The following is a 23,614-nucleotide window of genomic DNA, read 5'->3' as shown; positions in this document are numbered from 1 at the left end:
CTATTCTACTAGATTGCTTCGTCGCCCTTGGTTCCTCGTAATGATGAAAGTGAGAAAGTCTTTGTAGAATGCCGACATTTAGTGTTGGATTGACCGCAACAATCCGATTTCCTCTAGCAGTCTCAAAGGAGCGGCTAAAATTATTGCAATAATTTGAATCCTACGTAACATAAACTTCCCCGTGCTTATGCTTATAATAGGTGAGATGATGCAGATAAATGAGGAATTTAATTTTTCAGATAAAGCAAAAGATTCACATACTCCTAAAACGATTAAAAATGATCGTTTGGATGAAGATGATGACTGGGTAGGGCTCGATTATGTTCAAACTCACCCTGAAAAGGCTATTAATTTTTCCGAATTCAGCACATGGGGCGAGGCTCAAACCGAGATCCCAAAGATTGAAACACGACTATTCTCTCCGTTTGAACAGCTCATGAAGGATCGGTTTCCTAATGTTGGGACAGATGAGAATGAGCGTCGGAAAATTGCAGAAGCAGCTACTGGGATGAGCGAGGGAGATTTTATCGACGTGATGACTGTTACGTCGAAACTTCGTTCGCCTCGTTATGATTGGAAAAAGGAAACTTGGCGTGATGCGCCTGCAAATTCTTTCGACGTCGAAGCCGCTACCCGACTATTAAAGAATCCGGAGACAAAACACTCAATTCTCAAATTCGTTGATCAGTATGCCGAGCGTTTCTTATCGGCGACTTTAGACTTGGAGACTCGAAGAGAACGCCTGAATCAGGCATTGGGTTTACTGAATCTTCCGAGCAAAATTTCAACCCAATATTCTCCGCAACGATTCTCTGAATTCCTGGTAGCTGGGATTGTATGGCAAGAACAGCTTAACGAGCAACCACCCGAGGTACTTGCAAGTAAATCATTCACGAACTTCGCTCCACATCTCCTCGAGACAGTTTGGTGCATTGGCGACGCCTCGCTATTACAGTCAGTAACAGAACTTGCCGCCGAGGCCGTTTCTCTCACTACCGAAGAAGAGTTATGCAAATCCATGCTTGACGTAATTCGGATGTATACAAGGAACCACCCGATGACCGCCGAGATTATTCAGGGATTCCGCGAGCAATTGTTTCCCAAAATGATTGCGAGACATCCAGATGTTGCGTTATTGCAGGAAGCGAGGAATCAATGGGGTATGCGTCGCGGCGATTTTGGGATTGGAGACTTTTTAGTGCAGACGCAAGTCACAAAAGCCGATCCGCTCCATGTGAATGAGCGCATGGTCATTGCTCGAACGATTCCGACGCTGGACAAAAGTCGCTTTGAGCAAAATCGACTGGATGCTCTAAGTATTATGCCGCTTTTCGGTATTCTACGAGATTTCATCCATGATCAACGTCCATACGTCCACGATATGCTGGCCGCCATGGTTTACTACTACGAGAGTGGAGACAGTTCTAAGATAGAGGAGATCGTTCCAAAAACCTCCTACTTTAGCGGGAATAGTTCCGAATACGATAATAAAAAGAAGGATTTACTTCTTGACCGAGCAAGCTATGACCTTCTCGTCGATCAAGATGTTCATGAATGGAATAGCGATGATTCTGCGTCCACTACTAAAATACCCGCCATCGATGTGCTCCGACGACTCGTGCAGAATACCGAACCGACTCCCTACGAACCACCAGTATTTGGCGACAAAGCGTTCGATCGGCTCATCAGTGATGCAAAAACAAACAATGGCGCGCTGGCCCATCTGATTGAGGATGTGAATACGAAATTGACCTATGCGAATAAAAGTGGCACAACTGGAATGTCGCCTACATTGGTTCAGCTCCTCTGCTGGCTAGACCATAAGGGTTTCAAACAGCTCCAGAACATGTCATATGAACGACAAGCGAATTTTCCAAGTGATTCCCTGGTCCAGGCGCTGATTCGATTTCACGAATTAACTGCGGCGCCTAACCACTACGACAAAAATGAGGTTGATTCGTTTCTTGACCAACTTGCCAATCAGGATAATCGAACTGCCGCTCAATTATTGACACAGCGCATTACTCAACAAGTTGTCGAGCTAACACGTCACTACCGAGCCACGACGAACCTCGATCCCGGCATTTTATGGTCGGGAAATCTGACGCACGAATTAATGGCTTTGGATCAAGAATTGCATTCTGCTGTAACTCCTATCGGAGATCGATATCGACGAGATGTCATTCGAGGTCGAGAACGCTACAACGATCCTACTTTTCACCCAGGAGACTAGCCGCTTGTGAGAAAGGAATATTGGTTTTGTGGAATGAAGCAATGAAAAAGGGGCTCAATTATATTGGGGTTTCGGTAGGAGCAATGATTTTTAATGATAAAGGTGAATTATTTCTATCAAAATGAAGTAAAAAGACTTCTAATTACTTCAATCTAAAAAAACGGGAAAATTTCTATGACGAACCCACAGAAATTTGACAATTACAGTCATCGGTGCTAAACTTACCTTCTTCTTGAAGAGTTCTCTAAATGATTGCTTATCAGTCGCTCGAAGATGTAGCGGCCGCGATGCGCCAGTGTCGATCGTGCGGCTTATGCACAGACCAAACTAGAGTTGTCCCGGGAGAAGGGAATGCGCGAGCAAAGGTTATGTTTATCGGTGAGGCGCCAGGTTTTCACGAGGATCAACTTGGACGACCATTTGTCGGCGCCGCTGGCGAATTTTTGGAAGAGATGCTTGCTTCGGTTAATTTAGAACGAAAAGATGTCTTTATTACCAACATGGTACACGCTCGGCCACCAGGCAATCGGGATCCCTTGCCAGAAGAACTCGATGCGTGTTGGCCGTATCTTGCCGCTCAAATTCAGCTTCTTCAGCCGAAGGTCATTGTTACCTTGGGTCGCCACTCAAAAAGTAAGTTTTTACCCGACGTCGGGCCAATTTCAATCGTTCATGGTCAAGCTTTTGATCGTCCAAATCCGGCAACTGACGCGCCTCATCAATGGTATGTCGCGCTTTTTCATCCCGCCGCCGGTTTACACAAAGAGGAATTAAAAGAACAAATTCGACAGGATTTTCAAGTCATTTATAAAGTTTTGGCTGTCACGCAGGCCAGTTTATAAAGATGAATCCTAATATTGAAAGGAAACTAAAATTATATGGCATTAACTGCATATCACGCTTCTAAACAACCAGCGCGCGCGCCGCGCGCAAGCCAGCTAAGCGCTGGCCGACCGATGCGTCCGAAGCCTCAACCTAAAACAGCGCCGGAACGGCGACCGGGGCGTCAAATCAGGATCCGACCGCCTAAACAGCGCATGCAACAAAAACCGGAAACGCCTGGCATTGCCCTGCGTGCTCAAACTGCCTTGGCGCGCCGCGTGTATGCGGCGCCGCAAACTAAACTCCGCGTGATCCCCCTCGGCGGTCTCTCGGAAGTGGGAATGAATATGACGGCCTTTGAATATGGCAACGATATTATTGTTGTTGATGCTGGCGGGCTCTTCCCGTCCGATCAAATGCCAGGCATCGATCTTGTTATTCCCGACATTACCTATCTTCTCGAAAATCGACATAAAGTCCGGGCGATTATCTTCACGCACGGCCACGAGGATCATGTTTCGGCCATTCCCTACATCTATCCTCGCCTGCAAGGCATTCCGCTTTACGGTTTGCCGCTGACAGCGGCGCTCATTGAGGCGAAATTTAAGGAACACGATATCAAAGCCAGCGTTAGCGTTGTGAAAGCGCGAAGTCGTCTCATATTTGGAGTCTTTAAAATCGATCTCTTTACGCTCACCCACACCATTCCCGACAACGTCGGACTGGCGATCGACACGCCCGAGGGGTTAATCGCCTACACGACCGATTGGAAATTTGATCATACGCCAATTTGGGGCGAGCCTTCAGATTACGCCAAGTTGATTTCGATGAGTGAGCAGGGCGTGCTTTTGCACATGAACGACTCAACCAACGCCGAAATCCCCGGCTATACAATCTCCGAACGTGTAGTGAGTATGGATATTGAGAAAATATTTCGTGAAAAAGCGGCCGGACGGATTATCATGAGTTCGTTTGCCTCGAATATCAATCGCATTCAAATTGCAATTAATCTTTCAGCTAAATATGGCCGCAAGGTCGCGGTTTCCGGCCGCTCGATGGAGCGCAACGTCAATGTTTGTTTGAAACTCGGCTATGTAAATGCGCCTAAAGATATCTTTGTCGATATTCGGAGTATCGCCAATATTCCGCCTAGCCAGTTAACTATTATTTCAACTGGTTCGCAGGGCGAAGAGTATTCCGCGCTTGTGCGAATGGCTTCGGGCGAGCACCGACAAGTCAAGTTGACTAAGGGCGACACGGTGATTATTTCGGCTTCAAGAATTCCTGGGAATGAGCATGCGATTCACGAAACGATCGACAATCTTTTTCGCCAGGGCGCCGAGGTTGTTTATGGCGGCGAGCTGGACATTCATACTTCGGGGCATGCTAAGCAGGAAGAGCTTAAGATGATGATCGCGATGCTCAAGCCGAAGTATTTTATTCCGATTCACGGCGAATACCGAATGCTCAAGGCGCACGCCAAGATTGCACTTCAAATGGGTGTGCCGGGGGCGAACATCTTTGTTGGCGAGAACGGTTCGGTGTTCGAAGTGGAAAAAGGCCAAGCGCGCTGGGCGGAAAAAATTCAGGCCAACTATGTCATGATTGATGGTCTGGGGATCGGAGATGTGGGCAACATCGTGCTTCGCGATCGACAGGCAATGGCGCAGGAAGGGATTTTTATGGTTATTTTAACGGTTGATAAACGCAAAGGCACACTTATCTCAAGCCCGGATATTATTTCGCGCGGCTTTGTGTATATGCGCGATGCCAAAGGTTTAATCATTAAAGCGCGCCATGAAATCAAGCAATTATTTGATCGGCATAGTAAAAACTCACCGTTGGATTGGGAGTACGTCAAACGCGCGCTCCGCGATGATCTTGTCAAGTTTTTATATGAATACACCCAACGTCAGCCGATGATTATTCCAGTTGTGATTGAAGTTTGATCACTTTACGCTTTCCACTTTACGCTTTAAGATAAATAAACCTGGAGGGTTATGGCTCGTCGTCGCCGTCGGCGCAAACAATCAGTTTTTGCCTACTTTGATTGGTCGGTGAATCCCGATACACTCCGTGAGGTCGTGGCGACGCTTTTTATAGTTGTTGGCTTGATCGGTTTACTGGCTCTTTTTGGCGGCGCCGGCGCAATTGGCGCTAATCTGACAAGTTTTTTCAGTAAACTTTTTGGGCCGGTGAGCTACTTAATCCCAGTTGTCTTTTTGGGAATCGGTCTAGTTCTTTGGAACCCAAGTCGTTTTGCAATTCGCTGGGGTTTATTGCTCGGCGTGATCTTTCTCTTTACTTTTTTACCTGGGCTCTTGAGTCCGTTTGGCGGTTTGATCGGGACTGAAATTTCAGCGTTGTTCACTCAATTTTTTGGTGAAATCGCAGGTGCGCTGGCGCTCGCATTTCTCGTGCTTGCGAGTCTGTTGCTTATTTTTAACACCTCGTTGAAATCTCTCTTTGAACTTGTTTTTACGAGTAAAGGCGAGGAGCCGCAAATCCACGATACATCGGCCGCCGGCAATGCGCGCGTTTCAGTTTTTCAAGCAGTGCGCGATCGCTTGGCCGGCGCGCGAGGTAGCATGCAAGTTTCACAGATGCCGAATTCAGCGAGCGCGACTGCTAAGCCAGTCATCGCGACTCCGGTTGGCGATTGGGAGTTTCCGCCTTTTGAGCTTTTAAATTTGCCAACCGGCAAAGCCACTGCCGGGAATGTGGTCAAAAATGTTGAGATCATTGAAAAAGCGCTCAAGGATTTTGGAATTGAGGTAGCAATGGGCGATGTCAATATCGGCCCAACGGTCACGCAATACACACTCAAGCCAACCGAAGGAATTAAACTCAATCAAATTACGGCCCGGGCTAATGATTTGGCGCTTTCGCTCGCGGCGCCCTCGATTCGCATCGAGGCGCCGATTTCTGGTAAATCACTGGTTGGCATCGAAGTGCCGAATAAAGTGCCTGCGATCGTCACCTTGCGCGAGGTGCTCGAAACGGATCATTTTAAGAGTGTGAAATCGAATTTGACCTTGGCGCTCGGGCGAGACGCCGCTGGCGCGCCGGTGGCGGTTGATCTTAAAAGGATGCCTCATCTCTTAATTGCCGGCGCAACTGGTTCGGGTAAGTCCATTGCCATCAACACTATTATCACAACACTTTTATATCAAAATACGCCGCGCGACTTGCGCCTCTTACTGATTGATCCGAAGCGAGTTGAGTTCACTCAATATAATGCCGTGCCACATCTTCTCGCTCCAGTTGTCACCGAGCCGGATAAAACTGTCAACACGCTCAAATGGTCAATTGTTGAGATGGAACGGCGCTATCATCAGCTTCAAGAGGTTGGCAGTCGCGATATTGCAAGCTACAACGCCAAACACAAAGACTCGCCTCTGCCGTATATCGTTATTATCATCGATGAATTAGCCGACCTCATGCAACAGTCTGCCAAGGAAGTGGAGGGTGCGATTGTGCGCCTCGCGCAAATGGCGCGCGCGGTCGGCATTCATCTAGTAGTGGCAACGCAACGGCCAAGCGTGGATGTTATCACTGGTCTCATCAAGGCGAATATCACCACGCGCATGGCTTTTGCGGTCGCAAGTCAAATTGATTCGCGCACCATTATTGATATTGCCGGCGCCGAAAAACTCCTTGGCAACGGAGACATGCTTTTTCTCTCGAATGAATATGTTGGCAAACCGCGTCGTGTTCAGGGTTGTTTTGTCACTGAAAAAGAGATCGACGGCGTGACGGAATTTCTTAAACAACTGGCGCCGCCTCAATACGATGAAGAGATCGAAAATTTTGCGCCTCGGGCAGTGGGCGCTGGCGCGGGTGGCCAGAGCGCCATCGACGACGATTTATTTGGCGAGGCAAAAACCGTGGTCGTGCAAGCTGGCAAAGCGAGCGCCTCGCTCTTGCAGAGGCGTTTACGGATTGGTTATGCCCGCGCGGCGCGCCTTTTGGATTTACTCGAGCAACAAGGCGCCATCGGTCCGCCCGATGGCGCCAAGCCACGTGATGTTCTTATTGGTCTAGAAACGCTTGGCGGCGGCAACTTCCCAACCACTCATCAATCACCACCAGTTCGCACTCCACCACCCGATACTTTTTGAAAATTAGTGATAGAGTAGTTTTATGCCAAAACCACATGAATCAGCCTTCAGCCAGGAACAGCTTCAACAAATCATCGTGGCGCTTGAGCCGTTCTTTGCCGCAATCAATGAGGTACTCGTAGAGCACGGAGAAAAACTTATCTGTCTTCAAGAAGATATGTCAGCAGTTAAGCAAGATGTTTCTGTCTTGAAAGCCGATGTCTCCGATCTCAAGCAAGATGTTTCCAATCTTCAAGATGATGTGTCTGTAATTAAACGACGACAAGAAGCTCAACAGAGCATGCTCGATATTCACGACCGTCTTGTTTCACATACCCGAAAACAAAGGTAGACTTTTACTTATCAACAGATATTGATTAAACAATCTGCGTTACAATAATTCTGAAGTTAGCTTTTAACTCTATTTATTTTAACGCTCAAAAACCCGAAGATGACTCCTTTTCGCAAAAAACGGATTGCAAGCTCTCAAACTTTGGGAGCCAAACTTTTGAAGGCGCGGAAGCGTAGGCATATTGAATTACGCACTGCCGAGACCGAGACAAAAGTACCAATGCGTCACTTGGAAGCGCTTGAACTGGGGCACTATCATAAATTGCCAGCCCGCGTTTATGTGCGCGGTTTTTTGACGCGCTACGCCGTCTATCTTGGGTTGAAACCCGAGAGCGCGCTGACTGCCTACGAGGTCGAGCTCGCAAGCTATGTCCAAACTCAAAGCGTTCGCGTTTCGGCTAAAACGCAGGCAACCCTTCTGCGTCCACACAGCGCCGATGAGTTGATCGAACGGCGTCGCCAATGGCATATCACTCCCGAAATTATTTGGGGAAGCGCTTTGAGTCTATTCGTGTTGGGTGTTTTGGGTTATATGTGGTTTCAGGTTGCCAGTTTTGCTGCCGCCCCGCCGCTTGAGATCGTCACGCCTGGTTCAGCCCTTTCAGTTTCAGTGCAAGAGGTTGAAGTTGCCGGTATTACCGATCCAGGCGCGGAGTTACGTATTAACGATCAACCCGTTACAGTTAATCAAGACGGTCACTTTCGCGAGGCTGTAAGTTTAATCGACGGCGTCAATACAATTGAAATTGCGGCGAAAAATAAGGCTGAAAAAGAAACTATCAAAACCCTTCAGCTTCTAGCGGATATTCCACGCTAAACAAGCGCTTGGCCGAAGCTACGCGCTTGACAGGCCACCCTCTTTGGTGGTAGAAGTTTTAGTTCCCTAGATTCTAGGGATAATTTGATTAGGAGGAATTAAAAAAATGGAAAATCACAAAATGATGGCGAATCTTTTCACGGCGGGCATTCCGATTGCCCAGATACCGAGCGTCATGCAAGAGGGGAACATTGAGGCGCCCAAGTCCCCTGTCACCATCGCCAAGATCGTGCGCCAGGAGCTGGGCGTGTCGGAACTGCCCAAAGTGTCGGAAAAGGACCGATGGCGACGAATGTTCGGCGCCTGGCTCCAGGCAGAGTATGGGCAAAGTAGGAATTACAAGTTGGCCAATATGCTCTTCAAAGAGATCGATATCGATCTAGATTCATGCCGGCACGACGTGGTCATTTTCACCTGGTGCATGGATATGGACCTATGGTGGGAGGCGCTTGTCAAGGCGTTGCCTTATCCGCTTAGCGCGATCTATCGGATCGTGTCGGCCGCCAGCTATGGTGGTGAGTACCATCAGATCCACCTTGCCTGGATCAAGCAAATGTTGACTGACGGAGAATTGCCTGCCTCTGTGCACCAATTCCATGAACAGAAGCGAGAGTTCGTCGTCGAACAGCATAGGCGACTTCTCGTTCCAATCGTCGCGGGGCGGGGCGAGGCGATGGTCAGCGCCCTGCGCGCGCTCTTGACCGAGCGCGAGTACAAGGTGCTTGCTTGGCGGGTCGGTCTTGAGCCCTGGCAAGCCAGCCGCGGGCTTCGGGGGAGCCAGTCGAGAACTTATCTCGAGGTTGCGACCGAGCTCGGAATTCGCAAAGAGCGCGTGCGCCAGATCGAGGCAAAGGCTCTGCGCGCGCTCCGCGAGGGCAAGGTCGGAAAGCCGACCATTTTAAAAGATTTCGTCGAGAATTTTTGGGGCGAGGATGTCATTTTTTGGCATTAGCGCCCCTCGTAGAGAGACCTAAAATTAGGTCTCTTTTTTTATTACTCTAGATCCCGAATAGGATCATTGTCATGCTCGTCGCGCCGTTACGAACAGAACGGCTCACCGTCGGGTGGGTTGCCGCCGAGGCTCCCAAAGAGTGCGCTGTATTGGGCGTACATACTTGTCGAATAGTAGCTCCATGGGCAGACCGCTGTCGTTGCGTTACTGCTCCAGTTGTAGATTGGATCGTCGGCGTAGCGATTGGACGTACTTGAATTGTAGACGCCAAAGTCCCAGATGCCGTCAATGGTGCCGGTAGTCGTGCCGATCTGTTCGCCGGCCATGAACGAGACGGCGCTCGCCGGTGCATTTGTCCGGGTGTGGGATTGCTTCGTCGGAAAAGCGTCTTTGACGACTTGGATTGGGTTTGTTATGTGGTCGAACCGGAATGTGACCTCGCAACTCGCCTTGAAGACGAGGAGATATTCGCCGTCGGGGTTCCCCTCTTGATAGAAGGCGCCACTCTCGAGTGTGGCCGCGATCGGCGCGTAGACCGGCGCACTGGTTAACTGTGTATCGACGTAGCCATGGGGTTTGAGATCTGTTCCGGCCTTCGTGGGCGGACTGACCACCTTGGCAACCAAGCCTAAATCAGTAATGTGGTGGGTAAAGCTTGGGTTGGTATTGGAAGTACAGGACGGCGTCGATGATTGCTGTTGCTCTTCTACTGGTTCAGACGCCTCGCTGACAGTCTGTTCCGGGGTTGAGTTATTCGACGACTCCGTCGAGGAAGGAGTCTCTGGCACTGGTGTCGGCGCTGATTCGGACGCCGCTGGTACGGTTGTCGTCTTCGTCGTCATTTTCTTGGCTGGTGTATTCGATGCTGATTTAGTATTTGCGGCTGGGACAGGAGTGAGATTGCTGGTGAACTCGGTTACAGCGGCCGAAGCCGCGTTGTAGTTGGCATGCGCTTCAGTGACCTGGGAAAACGCATTCACGCACGCTTGCCACTCGCCTGTTGCCCGCTGGGCGTCACCCTCGGCAAACGCGACGTCTTGGGCAATGAGCGTCTTCACCTGCTCAATTTTTGGTCTGAGCTCGGCTTTCTGAAATGACCAGTAGCGCTCGGCTTCCTCGTATGCAACTTTAGCTGCCTGATACTGACCTTGGTTCATCAGCGTATCACCCTTCTGTATCAACACCGCTGCCTTGGCATGTCCGGTGATAAGTAAGAGACCGAGTACAACAGCAACACTTACCACCCCGATGAAAAGTATTCGGGCAAACCCGGGTCTATTCTGAAGAAATAGCAACACTCTCCCTCCAATCCCTCCCATATTAGCATTCTCGGACTCGGAGGGAGATAATTTCTTCGGCTCGTAATGATGAAAGTGGGAAAGTTTCTTGTTATAAAAAAGGTTCGGGCAATACCTGTCCGGGCCAAAAAGCAAAACAGATATCGCTACCAGGTGGCCGTTACCCAGCAGTGACAGGGTGCTATGCAGAACCAGTACGGAGTGTGTTTTCCAGTAGTCTCTGATGATATACTTTATGTATGAAATACATAGACGCGGTCACGGGCAGTATCATTTCGGCATTGTTTTTCGGTGTCCTAGCAATCTACATTCATGGGGTGGGTTCAACATCGATTGTTGAGACTATTCTTACGATCTCTTCTTTTCTATTCGCAATTTTCTCTGGCTTTTTCATCTCTAGGCTTAATGATCGATATAGTACGATGCGAAGTTTAGTGTCTGATGAGGACGCTTACTTTTTTTCGTTGTTTAAAATGGCCAAGGTATTTGGTGAACCATTCGCTAATAAAATTAGTGATGCAATTGATGACTATTATATTGCTTCCTTCGAGGGAGATCTTAATAACTACGATTATGCCTACAAAGGTACAATGCTACAATTCAATAATATCTATGACGTCATCTATGGTCTTAAGGCACACAGCGTGAGTTCTACTTATGCAAACATGTTTGCAACACTGCAATCGATTGAAGAAGTACGAAATAAAAATTCCACGATTGCGAAAGAAAAACTAACAAATGGTCAATGGATCGTGCTTATAAGTCTTGTGGCTATTATTTTATTCTGCCTTTTTTACATAAGCACGAATCAGTTGTTCTTTCAGCTACTTATTGTCATGTTATCGGCAATGCTTGTTTTGGTACTGTTGACAATTAGGGATCTTCAATACTTGAGACTCGGAGGGAAAATAATACCTGTACTTGAGTCAGGGCAAGAACTGCTAGAGAGTATAGGAAAGCTACGTTATTATAAAGAACAGTGGTTAGAGTCGGGAACAGTCGAGATTCCTAATAACATAAAGAAATATCGATTGGGCCTGCATAGTCCGGGCGAGAAGGCGAGGATTAAGGTAATCGTTGTGGAATAGCCACGCTCATATATAGATTCATTTGGGTAGTATCTGCGAGTGATTAATTCTAATGAGAAAAGGAGTTTAGATGACCAAAAGTTCGATTCCGGATGCAACGGAATCGCAAGCGCGGAGGCAAGCTCTTGAAGTTGCTTTGGCAACGATCGAAAAGCAGTTTGGCAAGGGTTCAATTACAACCTTAAGCGATAATCGCAAGCTCGATGTTCAGGTTATCCCGACTGGTTCGCTAAGCCTGGATTTAGCTTTAGGCGTTGGCGGCGTGCCTCGGGGCCGCATTATCGAAATTTATGGGCCGGAGAGTTCGGGCAAAACTACACTCGCGATGCACATTACGGCTGAAGCTCAAAAGCTGGGCGGACTTGCGGCTTTTATCGATGCCGAGCACGCCTTTAACCCTGAATACGCGCGCAACATTGGTTTGAAACTTGAAGATTTATTGGTCAGCCAACCTGATTCGGGCGAGCAAGCGCTTGAGATTGCCGAAACCTTGATTCGCTCAAATGCAATTGACGTGATTGTCGTTGATTCAGTTGCGGCCTTGGTGCCGCGTTCAGAAATCGAAGGCGAGATGGGTGATTCACAGATGGGTGTTCAGGCACGGTTAATGAGTCAGGCTTTGCGCAAACTCACCGCGGCAGTTTCAAAATCGAAAACCTGTCTTATATTTATCAATCAACTCCGCATGAAAATCGGTGTGATGTTTGGCAATCCGGAAACAACAACCGGCGGCATGGCGCTCAAGTTTTACTCATCGGTTCGGATTGAAATTCGTCGCACGGAACAGCTTAAGCAGGGCGATCGCGTGATCGGCAACCGCGTGCGAGCCAAAGTTGTCAAAAATAAAGTTGCCCCGCCCTTTACTAAAGCCGAATTTGAGATAATTTTTCCGCGCGGCATCAGCGCCGCCGGCGATATTCTCGATCTTGGCGTTGAACATGGCATTTTGGAAAAAGCCGGCTCGTGGTTTCAGTGGGGTGAAATTAAGCTTGGCCAGGGTCGAGACGCCGCTCGCGCTTACTTTGAAAATCAGCCGCCTGCCATGACCAAGGTGCGCGCCTTGATTATTGAAAAAGTCCATAATCAATCAGCTCTTTCGGCTGCTCCCAAGGAAGAGACTGACTCTGTGATAAAATAGGCATAGCTCGTGCGAGGAGGGGTATGGCAAATCCAGTACCCAAGGTTGTCTGGTTCGAGGAAGTTGACAAAACTGACGTTGATTTAGTGGGCGGCAAAGGCGCTAATCTTGGCGAGCTCGTTCAGGCCGGTATTCCGGTGCCGCCTGGATTTATCGTGACGGCCGAGGCCTATCGCAAGTTTATTCAAGTCAATAAGCTCGATCGTTATATCCAGCAAGCTTTAACTTCTCTCGACCCAGAGGATTCGAAAACCCTTCAGGCAAAAGCTCAAGAAATCCAAGCGAAAATTTTGAATACGCCGTTTGATCGCGATTTAGAATCAATCATTACCGAGCGCTATACTGAACTTCGCTTGCGCCCGGGCGGATCAGCCTATGTGGCAGTCAGATCCTCGGCAACGGCCGAAGATTTACCAGATGCCAGCTTTGCCGGTCAGCAGGCGACTTTCTTAAATGTTTCGGGCGGCGCGAATGTGGCGCAAGCGGTTCGGGCGGCCTGGGCGAGTTTGTTTGGCGCCCGAGCAATTTACTATCGATCGGTTCAAAAATATGATCATCTCAAGGTCGCGATCGCGGTGCCGATTCAAGCGATGGTTCAATCCGAAGTTGCCGGCATTCTTTTTACACTCGACCCACTCACAAGTGATAAGTCGGTTATTACGATTGATGCTGCTTGGGGATTAGGTGAAGCCGTTGTGTCGGGTTCGCTCACGCCTGATCGCTACACAGTTCAAAAAGAACCCCTCGAAATTCTCGAACGCGAAGTGGCCACTCAAACTTGGAAAATCAGCAAGACCGAGGGGAAGGGGGAAAATGCGCATTTTGCAGTTCCGGCCGAGGCGCAAACTCAACAAAAATTGACCGATACGCAGATTCTTGCCCTGTCAGAATTGGGCAAGCAAATTGAGGCTCACTATCAGTTTCCGCAGGACACCGAGTGGGCGATTGCCAAGAATCAAATCTTTTTTGTCCAGTCTCGGCCCGTGACAACTATAAAAAAGAAAATTCCCGTTCGTTCCGGCGTTGAACCATTGCCGGTTGCGGAGATTAAAACTCCGCCGCTCTTAACTGGCACCGGAGCGAGTATCGGAATCGCCGTGGGAACGGTGAGAGTGTTGAAATCTTCCGAGGAAATCGATCGTGTCAAAGAAGGCGATATTTTAGTAGCCGAAATGACGAGTCCGGATTATGTGCCGGCAATGCGGCGAGCGACGGCGATTGTAACTGATGCGGGTGGCCGGACAAGTCATGCCGCGATCGTCTCGCGCGAACTTGGGATTCCGGCAATTGTTGGCACGGGCACCGCCACGCATATTTTGCATGAGGGCCAAACAATCACAGTTGATGGCGCCAACGGCAAGATTTATCAAGGTGCGATCGGGCTGACTCACGAGGAGGCTTCAAAAGTTGATTCTAAAAAGCATCCGCGCGATCCCAGGACAGCGCCAAAAACCGCTACTAAACTGATGGTGAATCTGGCAACACCGGAAAAAGCGGCGGAAATTGCCAAAGAGCCAGTCGATGGCGTTGGACTTTTGCGGGCGGAATTTATGATCGCGACTTTAGGCGAACATCCTAAAGCAATGGTTCAAACTGGACGGCGGGCTGAATATGTGCAAAAACTCGCCGCCGGCATGACAACATTTGCGCGCGCCTTTCACCCGCATCCAGTGATTTATCGCGCTTCCGATTTTAAAACCAACGAGTATCGGAGCTTGAAGGGCGGTGCGGAGTTTGAGCCGCATGAAGAAAATCCGATGATTGGTTATCGCGGCGCGGCGCGTTATGTCGCCGACCCAGATCTTTTTGCCGCTGAACTCGAGGCGCTTCAGGAGGTGCGCGGTCGGGGCGGTTATGAAAATCTTTATCTGATGATTCCATTTGTGCGAACGGTCGATGAGATGAAACAGGTTAAGGCGATGGTCGATAAATCTGGCCTGACCTATGATCGTACTTTTCGTCTGTATATGATGTGCGAGGTGCCGAGCAACGTGATTATGATCGAAGAGTTCCTCGATATCGGTCTGCAGGGTGTCTCGATTGGCTCAAACGATTTGACGCAACTCACACTTGGAGTGGATCGGGATAATGAAACTTTAGCGGCCACTTTTAATGAGCGCGATCCGGCAGTTTTGCGCTCGATCGAGCATGTTATTCAGGCGTGCCGGAAAAAGAAGGTCACGGTTTCTATTTGTGGCCAAGCCCCAAGCAACTATCCGGAATTTACCGAATTTTTAGTTCGTCGCGGGATCAATAGCATCTCCGTTAATCCCGACGTAATTTGGAAGACCCGCGAACTGGTTGCTTCAGTTGAGCGGCAACTTAATCGAACGCCACTCGCGACAGGTCAATAATTCTAAACTCTCCGCGCAGTGAAGAGGAGTCGGTCATTTTCTTCATTCACTTTATTCCGGCCTTGCGCCGGGTCGCCTTCAATGCTTTTGTTTAACCTTGCCGCCTCGAGAGTGTGTGCGTACAATATAGTACTTGTGGATCAGGAGACGTGGCCGAGTGGCTGAAGGCAACGCACTGCTAATGCGTTAGGGGAGCAATCCTCTCGGAGGTTCGAATCCTCCCGTCTCCGCCAATAGAAACTTCGCGATTTGAAAGGGTTGCTCCGCGCGGCCGCGAGGCGGCCGCGCTCCGCAAAATGGTTTGCCGCTTCGCGGCAAAAAGGCTCACTGGGCAAAAATCAAAGACGGCGGATTTGTTACGAACCCGAGGGTTCGTTCCGATTTTTTGAACAAATGTTTTGATTTCGTGATAATTTTCCGATTTGCTCAAAAAATCGGCTTGTTTCGTATCTAAAATCCATTCCCGCAGGGGTTCGACCCAATTTTTTCTCCCGTTTTCAAAATCTTTCTTCCTTTGTTCCAAAACGGCAGAAGCGAGCAAAATCTCGTCTTTCTTTTTGAGATAAGTTTGTTTGGGAATGTCGCCATCTAAATATGTGGAAACTAATTTTTCCATTTTCGCTTCTGCCATTTTGATATTTTCGGAAAGATTTTGAAACTCGCTTTGCGATGCGGAAGTTTCCTCGCGTTTCCATTCTTTCACTTTATCCAACATCCAATCAGTGAGATTGTCGCAAGGCGAGATTGTTTGAAGCCGTGCCTTGATTTGCCGCGCCAGCTCCGATTCTTGGATATATGGTTGCGAACAGCGGCCGCGTTTTTTGGAACATCTGTAATAGCGATATTTAGTGCCCCAGCGATTGACCGCCCATTGTGCTGAAATCATACTGCCGCACTCCGCGCAACGAAATAATCCGGTGAATGGAAAATCGTGTTTTGCGCGGCGATGGCGCGGCCGCTCTTTCGTTTTCAAAATTTTCTGCACGGCTTCAAACAATGCGGGAGAAAGAATTGGTTCAAAGTTTCCATCCAACCATTCGCCCTTGTGTTTCAGAAAACCAAGATATGCTTTGTTTGTTAGAAGTCGTTTGATGGAAACTTTGGCAAGTGGCGTTCGGTTTTTGGAAACAACGCCGAGATCCGCCAAAAATTGCGCAAGAGAAACGAAAGAGTGGCCACCTTTCGCATATTCCTCAAATGCCAACTTCACAATCCGCGCTTCGGTCGGGTGCGGCTCAATATTGCGTTTTAGCGGATTGTTTTGATAACCGAAAAGCGCGAGACCGAGCCACTCTTTCCGACGCAATTTTTGGCGGATTCCTCGCTTGATATTTTCAGCCAAATTGTCCGAGTAATATTTAGATTGTCCGAACGCCACTTGCAACATAAAGAGACCTTGCGGGGTTGGTTCAAACCAAAATGTCGAAAAGCGCAAAGAAATAATTTTGTGCGTGTCTACGGCGTAAATGATGCGTCCGCCGTCAATGGAATTGCGAGCCAAACGGTCAGGATGCCACGCCAAAATTCCTACGCCGTCAGATTTTTCTACCTTCGCCATCATTTCGCCGAAAATTTCTCTACCCGGTGTCTTTGCGCTTTTCGCCTCTTGAAATTCTTCCAGAATTTCAAAATTTTCTCTACGCGCATATTCTCGCAATTCAAAAAGTTGTGCCTCAATGCTCATTACTTGGCGGTCGTCATCTTCCGTTGATTTACGAGCGTAGAGAAAATATTTTGGTTTGATATTCATATTGTTTTTAGATACGAAACAAACAAATCCGCCGTCTTTGATTTTTGCCCAGTGAGCCTTTTTGCCGCGAAGCGGCAAACCATTTTGCGGAGCGCGGCCGCGCGGAGCAACCCTTTCAAATCGCGAAGTTTCTATTGGCGGTGAGATTTTACACTTTGCGCGAACCTTTTTTGAACGAAACGGCAACTGTCTAAAAGGAAAAGAAAACTTTTTTGCTGGCTTCTGCTCCTAACAGAGCAGGCGGCGGGGCTCAAACGCTCGGGCGCGGCGGAATTCCCCCACCCCCCCTTCCGCCGCGCCCTCGCTGAGGCGGCGAAAAATTTTTGCGATTACTGGTAAAAATCCACAAAGTTTGCTATCATTAGTTTGTGAGCAAAGGACAAATAACCTCATAACTCTATACTATCAAACTTTGGATATTATGGCAACAATATCACAAAACATAAAACGAATACGAACAAAACAAGGATTGACGCAAGACGACTTGGCGAAGAAAGCGGACATCAAATATTCTACCCTTACGAAAATTGAGGGTGGCGTTGTTACAAAACCAAGTGTTCAAACAATTCAAAAAATCGCCAAGTCATTAGGTGTTCCTATGGAGGATTTATTAAAATAGGGATATACTATCATTGTCGGCATTTTAATTTTATAAATAATAATGTAAAATATAAACATATGGAAATAATCAAAAAAAATATAACTTTAATTTTAGGTATCTCTATTCCAATATTGATGATTTTGTTCGTGGCTGGTAGCATTTATCTGCCCGGACTTTTTATAAAACCACATTTTAATTTTTTATATGTAAGTGGTGATGATTCCTACTATTACTACAACAGCGGTCATCAGTATTCTGTTCAAAATGATAAGTTGGTAAAAAATGAGATTAAGCAACCAGAAAATCAAAATTACAACCCGCCACGAGTGGAATCAAAATTGTATATTTATGATGTTGCCAAAAATGAGGCTAAAGAAATTTCTTTCACAGAGGCTCAAAACTTGAATCTTGATTCGAGTGTAAAATCGTCCGATGATTTTGAGGTGGTTTATGGAAGTCGGGATAGTGGCTTCTTTCCGTTTTTCTGGGGAGGAACAGATTACAATGCCCGATATTTATCAGGTCATAATGTAAGTAAAAAATTAAATCTCCAGCTAAACGGAAGCTCGTATTATAATAATTTCCGTTTTATTGGCTGGATAAAATAAAAATATATGACAACCAAAGAAGAAGTTTTACAATACATAAAGTCGCTCGCCGAGCAAAAAGTAATTTCGAAAGAAGAATTAGACTTGGCTTACGATTCAGGTAGCGGAATCAAAACAGATGTTGTTTTGACAAAAAAGCTCGGTGTCGCTGAAATTTTATACTACATTGGTAGCGCGATTGTTTTTTTAGGTATTTCAATTTTACTTTGGCAAAATTGGCATACACTTGGATTTGGAACAAAAGTTTTGGCTACGCTCGGCTCTGGCATAGCGGCCTATTTTGTCGGATTACTATTTAGCAAAAATAAAGGTACTGAAACTGTTGGCTCTGCCTTCTATCTTATTTCTGCCCTCGTAACGCCGATGGGTCTTTGGGTTGTGTTTGATAACGCTGGTTTTGACGCCAGCAGTTATGGAACGCAAAGTTTAATTTCAGGAATAATGTTGGGAACTTATTTATTGTCGCTTCTTGTGTTCCGAAAAAACATTTTTACCTTGTTTAGTATTTTATTTGGAACATGGCTTTTCTTCAGCTTCACAAGTTTTATGATTGGCGGCGGTGCGTATTTTGACAATTGGAAATTCTACGAATACCGTGTATTAGTCGCTGGTATTACTTATATGTTGTTAGGGTATGCCTTTTCAAAAAACGAGCGTGTTTCACTTTCCGGTTTTCTCTATGGCTTTGGTATTCTCGGCTTTTTGGGGGCGGCTTTTACGCTCGGAAGTTGGAAGCCGAACCAAAATGTATTTTGGGAGTTAATTTATCCCGGCCTCGTTTTTGGTGCGTTATTTCTTAGCGTTCAAATTAAGAGTAAGGCCTTTCTTACATTTGGTACACTCTTTCTTATGGCCTATATTCTCAAAATCACTTCTGAATATTTCTCAAGCGGATTAGGTTGGCCTCTCGCTCTTGTTATAGCGGGACTTGCCATGATTGGCGTTGGCTATATGTCCATTTCGCTTAAAAAGAAATATCTTTCTACCTAAGATTTATCGCAAAAATTTTTCGCCGCCTCAGCGAGGGCGCGGCGGAAGGGGGGGTGGGGGAATTCCGCCGCGCCCGAGCGTTTGAGCCCCGCCGCCTGCTCTGTTAGGAAGAAAAAATCCGGCGCGCGCAAAAGAAAAGCAGAGAAAACTTTTTTGCTGGCTGGCGAGCGTCAGCGAGCGGCGGCGGAGCGAATCAGTTGCCGTTTCGTTCAAAAAAGGTTCGCGCAAAGTGTAAAATCTCACCGCCAAGTTTTACATTCAGCGAAATTATTTACTCAACCAACTTGTTCAAAACTTATGATAGATCTCAAAAGACTCCAAAGAGAAATCTTTGATAATAAAGTTGCCAATAAATTGTCATGGCGATGATTAAAACGAAATTCAATTTCTTTTGAACACATTGTGGCTAAAGTTGAAAATTGATCTTAATCAGGTTAAAATGAAAGTATGAAATTTCGGCCGACGTTGTTTTGGGATACCGATCCAAAAACCGTCGACCCTCAAAAGCATGCCCAATACACTATTGAATGAGTAGCGGATCTTGGCCGCGACCAAGAGGCGCGCTGGGTGCTAAATCATTATGATCGACGCCTGATACAAAAGTAATTGTTAATTCGCGATCAATCCGGCCGCGGGCAAGGGCTTTATGGTCAATTCTAGTAAAGTAAACTGGCACTACGAAAACTTGCCGATCAATTATTAAGATAAATTTGCGCCCGTAGCTCAGTGGATAGAGCGCCAGCTTGCGGAGCTGGAGGTCACAGGTTCAAGTCCTGTCGGGCGCGCCAAGTCTTATCGATAGCAGGGAACATTCAAAAACCAAATCACAAATTCCAATCTCATTGGTCATTGATATTGGGGAATTGATTATTGGCGCGAAGCGGCTTTTGTTCCCGTAGCTTAATGGATAAAGCGTCGGCCTCCGAAGCCGAAGACTGTGGGTTCGACTCCCGCCGGGAACACCAGTGAAGAAATTGCAAGCCATTTTGTGCACAGCCGCCGCAAGCAGCGGCCAAATTGTAAGGAATTTTAGGCTCAAAAATCAATTGGCGATTTCTGTGGGGAAAGAAAATTTTTTCATAATTGCTGTCTGCATTTCTGAATTAAATCAATTATAATCATACAAGGAACTCATTGCATGAATCCTTCCGTTGTCGGATAATTCTCTACGAGTGGTATTCCTTGGAACGACATGAGGAAACTCGCTCGACGCTACGAACGAACCATCTCCAGCTTCGTAGCCCTGAACATTTTCGGCTGTATTATCCTGTGTCTCGGGAGAATTACGAAATGAGTTCAAGGTCGAAGTTTATTCATAAATATTAATTAAAGGAGAAATTATGCCAGGAAAATTTGAAGGTGGTACGCCGTCACAAGAGCGTAAAGAGGGGGAGGGTAAGCCGGTCACATTTCATGTCGCGGAACATGGTCTTGAAACTTCTGTTGATGAAGTTCTCTCTTCTGAAGAATTTAGTGGTCGTGATCCTCAAGACTTCGAATCAAACCGCCATTGGTATGATGTAACCGTCGCTAATGAAGGAGATAAATAGCAATGGATTCAGTTGCGCAACGAATGGCTCGGTTGTGCTTGGGCACCTAACCAAAGTTCGGAGGAGAGATCTGAAAACGCCGACCGAATGCGTGAAATTGAAAAAGAAATGCGGGACCTGGAAAATAAGGTTAGGAAAGAAGATTAGTTGTATCATAGTGAAATTTGCCTTTCTGAAATCCCGTCTTTGTATATGGGATCTCTTTTTTTAAGAATTTGCCGCCAAAGAAAAACTTGAAATTGACAAAGTTCGCCATTTCGGTTTGGGATTTTGGGAGGTTCTGCGCCGCCGAAGGCGGCGAAATGTGCTTGAACTATCGATATGGCGCCCTGTCATCCGACAGGGCGAATCCCGCCGGGAACGCCAGAAACGCTGTATACTAACTACAAGATGTCTCTTGCTCAACGAGTAGCGGCTAATACCCTGATCCAATTTATCGGCCGAGTGGTTTCGACAGTTACCGCTCTTGTTGTTGTCGCCTCATTAACTCGCTATCTGGGTGTTAGCGCTTATGGCGACTACACAACGATTTTTGCCTATGTCTCGTTTTTTGGCGTCTTGGCAGATTTTGGCTTCTTCTGGATTATGTTGCGGGAGATTAGCAAAGAAAAAGCTAATGAGGCCAAAATTATCTCGAATGTTCTTACTTTAAGAACCATCTTCGGCATCCTTGTTTTTTTGATTGGTTTCCTGATCGCTCTCTTGATTCCGCAATACACTGAAACGATCAAACTCGGCATTGGCGTTATCGCTTTCGCCTGGCTCTGGCTCGCGCTCAACTCGACCTTTGTTGGGGTTTTCCAACGCCATCTGCGCATGGATCAAGCCGTTTTAACAGATTTGCTCGGTCGCGTTGTGATTCTGCTCGGCGTTTTGTGGGTGATCGCCAATCAAGGTGACTTAATCGACATTCTCTGGATGTACGTTTTCGGCAACGGTCTAAATTTTTTAGCCAGCCTCGTTTTAGGGCGAAATTTTGTTCGCGTTCAGCCGAAATTCGATCTTGCTTTTTGGTCGCAGATTATCCGCGAAGCCTGGCCAATGGGGATTGTGCTGATTCTTCATGTTGTATATTTCAAAATCGATACAGTCATGCTGTCTTTAATGCAGTCAAGTGTTGATGTTGGCATCTACGGCGCGCCCTATAAAATTTTAGAGGTTCTTCTAACGATTCCAGCGATGTTTCTCGGCAATGTTTTTCCAACTTTGACTCAATATCTTGCTTCGCAGGATGAACGTTTGCCACGCCTTTATCAGCAGGCTTTTGACGTCCTCGCTTTAATTGCTTTCCCGCTTATTCTCGGCACTGTGATTTTAGCTCAACCGATTCTTGAATTTGTTGCCGGCGCTGAATACGTTACCACGAGCACCATTACCTGGCTCTCCCTGCCAGCCACTGGTGCCACGGCATTGCAAATTCTCATCATTGCCGTTGGCATCTCGTTTTTCTCCCAGTTTTTTAACTATCTGCTGATTGCGATGGGGCGCCAGCGAAGCCTGATCTTGCCGAATCTGATTTTTGTGATTTTGAATGTCGGGCTAAATTTTGGGATGATTCCGATTTTGTCTTATATCGGCGCTTCGCTCACTACCGTTGCGACCGAATTAGCGGTGGCGTTATTGTTAGGTTGGATCGTTTGGCGCGCCGCCAAGCTCCGGCCGGCGTTCTGCTCACTCGGCAAGATCGTCCTTTCTACCTTGGGGATGGGGGTTGTCACATGGTGGCTTCGCGAGGCGCCACTCGCTCTGAATTTAAGCGCCTCGATCATTACTTACGGTTATTTGAGCATTCTGACTGGCGCCCTGCCGCAAAATATGCTTTCTTTGATCCTGAAGAAGAAAGAAGTGTGAAATGAAAATTGGTATTGACATGCAGACCACGGTTGGGCAGAAGACGGGTTTTGGTTTTTACGTTGAAAATTTGGTCAATAATCTTGAGCGCATTGATCGCATCAATGAGTATAAAAAGCTTATTCCAATTTCACGCGCCGACTATCGCTCGCTCGAACGCTGGTGGTGGGATCAAGTTCGAATTCCGCAACTTGCTCGTCGGTTCAAAATCGATCTTTTGCATCAGCCGGCTTTTTCCGCGCCGATTCTTTTTCCGGGGCCAATCGTCGTCACGCTCCATGATCTGATCGCGATTCACTATGGCGCCGATATCCCGCTCGGCTCGCGGCTTTATTTCGGCAAATGGATGCCGTTTTCCTACCGTTACGCAGATCATATTATTGCCATTTCTGAACATACTAAACGAGATGCGATTAAGCTTCTTGGCTTGGATGAGGCAAAAATCACAGTTATTTATGAGGCGGCCGATAGCGTTTTTCAACCGATCCGCGATCGAGAAAGCCTCACCAGTATTCGCGCTAAATACCAAACAGGCGATAAGTTCATTCTCCACGTTGGCACTCTTAACCCGCGTAAAAATTTGGAATTTTTGGTGAAAGTTTTTGCCGAGGTGCGCAAACGAGTCGGGCATCGCTGGAAACTTGTGATTACCGGTCAGAAAGGCTGGTACTACGAAGGCCTCTTTAAATTAGTTGAAAAACTTGGTTTGCAGTCCGCAGTGGTTTTTACCGGCTATATTAACGATCACGATAAGCCACTGCTTTACAACGCGGCCTCGATTTTTGCCTTTCCCTCTCTCTATGAGGGCGCTGGCTTGCCGCCGTTGGAGGCAATGAGTTGTGGTACACCGGTTGTGAGTTCAAACACTTCTTCCTTGCCCGAGATGGTGGGTGAAGGCGGGATCTTACTTTCGCCGACCAATCTCTCGGCGTGGGCGCGCGCTTTAACCAGTTTGATTGCCGACGCGTCTCTGCGGCGTGAGTTGGCTGGCAAGGGGCGAAAACAGGCGCGCCGGTTTAGTTGGGAGCGCACTGCCAAAGAAACAATCCGGATTTATGAAGCAACGTATGCACGCTCTCGCCGCGCAAGTGTAAGATAAGTTCTGACGAGG

18 protein-coding genes, 3 tRNA genes and 2 pseudogenes are annotated in these 23,614 nt (G+C 47.4%); 20 read left to right on the top strand and 3 right to left on the bottom strand.

The features are described from left to right. Positions 1-205 precede the first annotated feature (205 nt). From HYW32_02315 to HYW32_02285, 7 genes are all read left to right on the top strand, one after another. On the top strand, positions 206-2,233 hold the full coding sequence (locus tag HYW32_02315) for a hypothetical protein (GenBank protein MBI2589831.1): 2,028 nt from the start codon (positions 206-208) through the stop codon (positions 2,231-2,233). Positions 2,234-2,481: 248 nt separating this feature from the next. Next, positions 2,482-3,075 carry a uracil-DNA glycosylase gene (locus HYW32_02310; GenBank protein ID MBI2589830.1) on the top strand — a complete coding sequence of 198 codons (594 nt, stop codon included), beginning with the start codon at positions 2,482-2,484 and terminating at the stop codon, positions 3,073-3,075. 195 nt (positions 3,076-3,270) lie between these two features. Continuing rightward, entirely contained in the window at positions 3,271-5,004 is a 1,734-nt protein-coding gene (locus HYW32_02305) for a ribonuclease J (GenBank protein MBI2589829.1), read from the top strand. A gap of 51 nt (positions 5,005-5,055) precedes the next feature. Then, on the top strand, positions 5,056-7,176 hold the full coding sequence (locus tag HYW32_02300) for a DNA translocase FtsK 4TM domain-containing protein (GenBank protein MBI2589828.1): 2,121 nt from the start codon (positions 5,056-5,058) through the stop codon (positions 7,174-7,176). Positions 7,177-7,198: 22 nt separating this feature from the next. Next, entirely contained in the window at positions 7,199-7,507 is a 309-nt protein-coding gene (locus HYW32_02295; protein MBI2589827.1) for a hypothetical protein, read from the top strand. A gap of 99 nt (positions 7,508-7,606) precedes the next feature. Next, a complete protein-coding gene (locus tag HYW32_02290; protein MBI2589826.1) occupies positions 7,607-8,323 on the top strand; it encodes a helix-turn-helix domain-containing protein in 717 nt (238 codons plus the stop codon). Positions 8,324-8,429: 106 nt separating this feature from the next. Then, positions 8,430-9,275 carry a hypothetical protein gene (locus HYW32_02285; GenBank protein MBI2589825.1) on the top strand — a complete coding sequence of 282 codons (846 nt, stop codon included), beginning with the start codon at positions 8,430-8,432 and terminating at the stop codon, positions 9,273-9,275. Between the two features lie 86 nt (positions 9,276-9,361). Here the strand turns inward: HYW32_02285 and HYW32_02280 are convergent, their stop codons facing one another. Then, positions 9,362-10,573 (bottom strand): hypothetical protein, encoded by a 1,212-nt coding sequence (locus tag HYW32_02280; protein ID MBI2589824.1) that lies wholly within the window; start codon positions 10,571-10,573, stop codon positions 9,362-9,364. 239 nt (positions 10,574-10,812) lie between these two features. Between HYW32_02280 and HYW32_02275 the strand changes: the two genes are divergently transcribed. The 4 genes from HYW32_02275 to HYW32_02260 all read left to right on the top strand — a co-directional run bounded on the left by HYW32_02275 (position 10,813) and on the right by HYW32_02260 (position 15,386). After that, entirely contained in the window at positions 10,813-11,661 is an 849-nt protein-coding gene (locus HYW32_02275; GenBank protein ID MBI2589823.1) for a hypothetical protein, read from the top strand. A gap of 70 nt (positions 11,662-11,731) precedes the next feature. Beyond that, entirely contained in the window at positions 11,732-12,799 is a 1,068-nt protein-coding gene (recA, locus tag HYW32_02270; GenBank protein ID MBI2589822.1) for a recombinase RecA, read from the top strand. Positions 12,800-12,822: 23 nt separating this feature from the next. Further along, a complete protein-coding gene (ppsA, locus tag HYW32_02265) occupies positions 12,823-15,153 on the top strand; it encodes a phosphoenolpyruvate synthase (GenBank protein ID MBI2589821.1) in 2,331 nt (776 codons plus the stop codon). 143 nt (positions 15,154-15,296) lie between these two features. Further along, positions 15,297-15,386, top strand: a tRNA-Ser gene (locus HYW32_02260). Positions 15,387-15,901: 515 nt separating this feature from the next. Here the strand turns inward: HYW32_02260 and HYW32_02255 are convergent. After that, positions 15,902-16,039 (bottom strand): annotated as a pseudogene (locus tag HYW32_02255) (recombinase zinc beta ribbon domain-containing protein). Positions 16,040-16,074: 35 nt separating this feature from the next. Between HYW32_02255 and HYW32_02250 the strand changes: the two are divergent. Continuing rightward, the gene (locus tag HYW32_02250; protein MBI2589820.1) at positions 16,075-16,245 is read left to right on the top strand and encodes a hypothetical protein; all 171 of its coding nucleotides are present in this window, start codon (positions 16,075-16,077) and stop codon (positions 16,243-16,245) included. A 205-nt stretch (positions 16,246-16,450) separates the two neighbouring features. On the opposite strand, the pseudogene HYW32_02245 reads toward HYW32_02250, so the two are convergent. Further along, positions 16,451-16,903: pseudogene (locus HYW32_02245) on the bottom strand (recombinase family protein). A gap of 421 nt (positions 16,904-17,324) precedes the next feature. Here HYW32_02245 and HYW32_02240 point away from each other — a divergent pair. The 8 genes from HYW32_02240 to HYW32_02205 all read left to right on the top strand — a co-directional run bounded on the left by HYW32_02240 (position 17,325) and on the right by HYW32_02205 (position 23,602). Next, positions 17,325-17,522 (top strand): helix-turn-helix transcriptional regulator, encoded by a 198-nt coding sequence (locus tag HYW32_02240; GenBank protein ID MBI2589819.1) that lies wholly within the window; start codon positions 17,325-17,327, stop codon positions 17,520-17,522. A gap of 59 nt (positions 17,523-17,581) precedes the next feature. Beyond that, positions 17,582-18,112, top strand: a complete 531-nt coding sequence (locus HYW32_02235; protein ID MBI2589818.1) for a hypothetical protein — start codon at positions 17,582-17,584, stop codon at positions 18,110-18,112. Between the two features lie 6 nt (positions 18,113-18,118). Then, positions 18,119-19,102, top strand: a complete 984-nt coding sequence (locus tag HYW32_02230) for a hypothetical protein (protein MBI2589817.1) — start codon at positions 18,119-18,121, stop codon at positions 19,100-19,102. A 712-nt stretch (positions 19,103-19,814) separates the two neighbouring features. Then, positions 19,815-19,890: transfer RNA gene (locus HYW32_02225), tRNA-Arg, on the top strand. A gap of 101 nt (positions 19,891-19,991) precedes the next feature. Further along, positions 19,992-20,067 (top strand) — tRNA-Arg (locus tag HYW32_02220). 375 nt (positions 20,068-20,442) lie between these two features. Next, positions 20,443-20,652, top strand: coding sequence for a hypothetical protein (locus tag HYW32_02215; protein ID MBI2589816.1), 210 nt, complete (start codon positions 20,443-20,445; stop codon positions 20,650-20,652). Between the two features lie 390 nt (positions 20,653-21,042). Next, positions 21,043-22,503, top strand: a complete 1,461-nt coding sequence (locus HYW32_02210) for a flippase (GenBank protein ID MBI2589815.1) — start codon at positions 21,043-21,045, stop codon at positions 22,501-22,503. A 1-nt stretch (position 22,504) separates the two neighbouring features. Then, positions 22,505-23,602: a glycosyltransferase family 4 protein gene (locus HYW32_02205; GenBank protein MBI2589814.1), complete on the top strand. Its 1,098-nt coding sequence runs from the start codon at positions 22,505-22,507 to the stop codon at positions 23,600-23,602. The last annotated feature ends 12 nt before the right edge of the window (positions 23,603-23,614 follow it).

Source organism: Candidatus Berkelbacteria bacterium (assembly GCA_016187225.1).
In the GTDB taxonomy this organism is placed as follows: Bacteria; Patescibacteriota; UBA1384; order JACPKC01; family JACPKC01; genus JACPKC01.
This window is presented reverse-complemented; position numbering and strand designations above follow the sequence as displayed.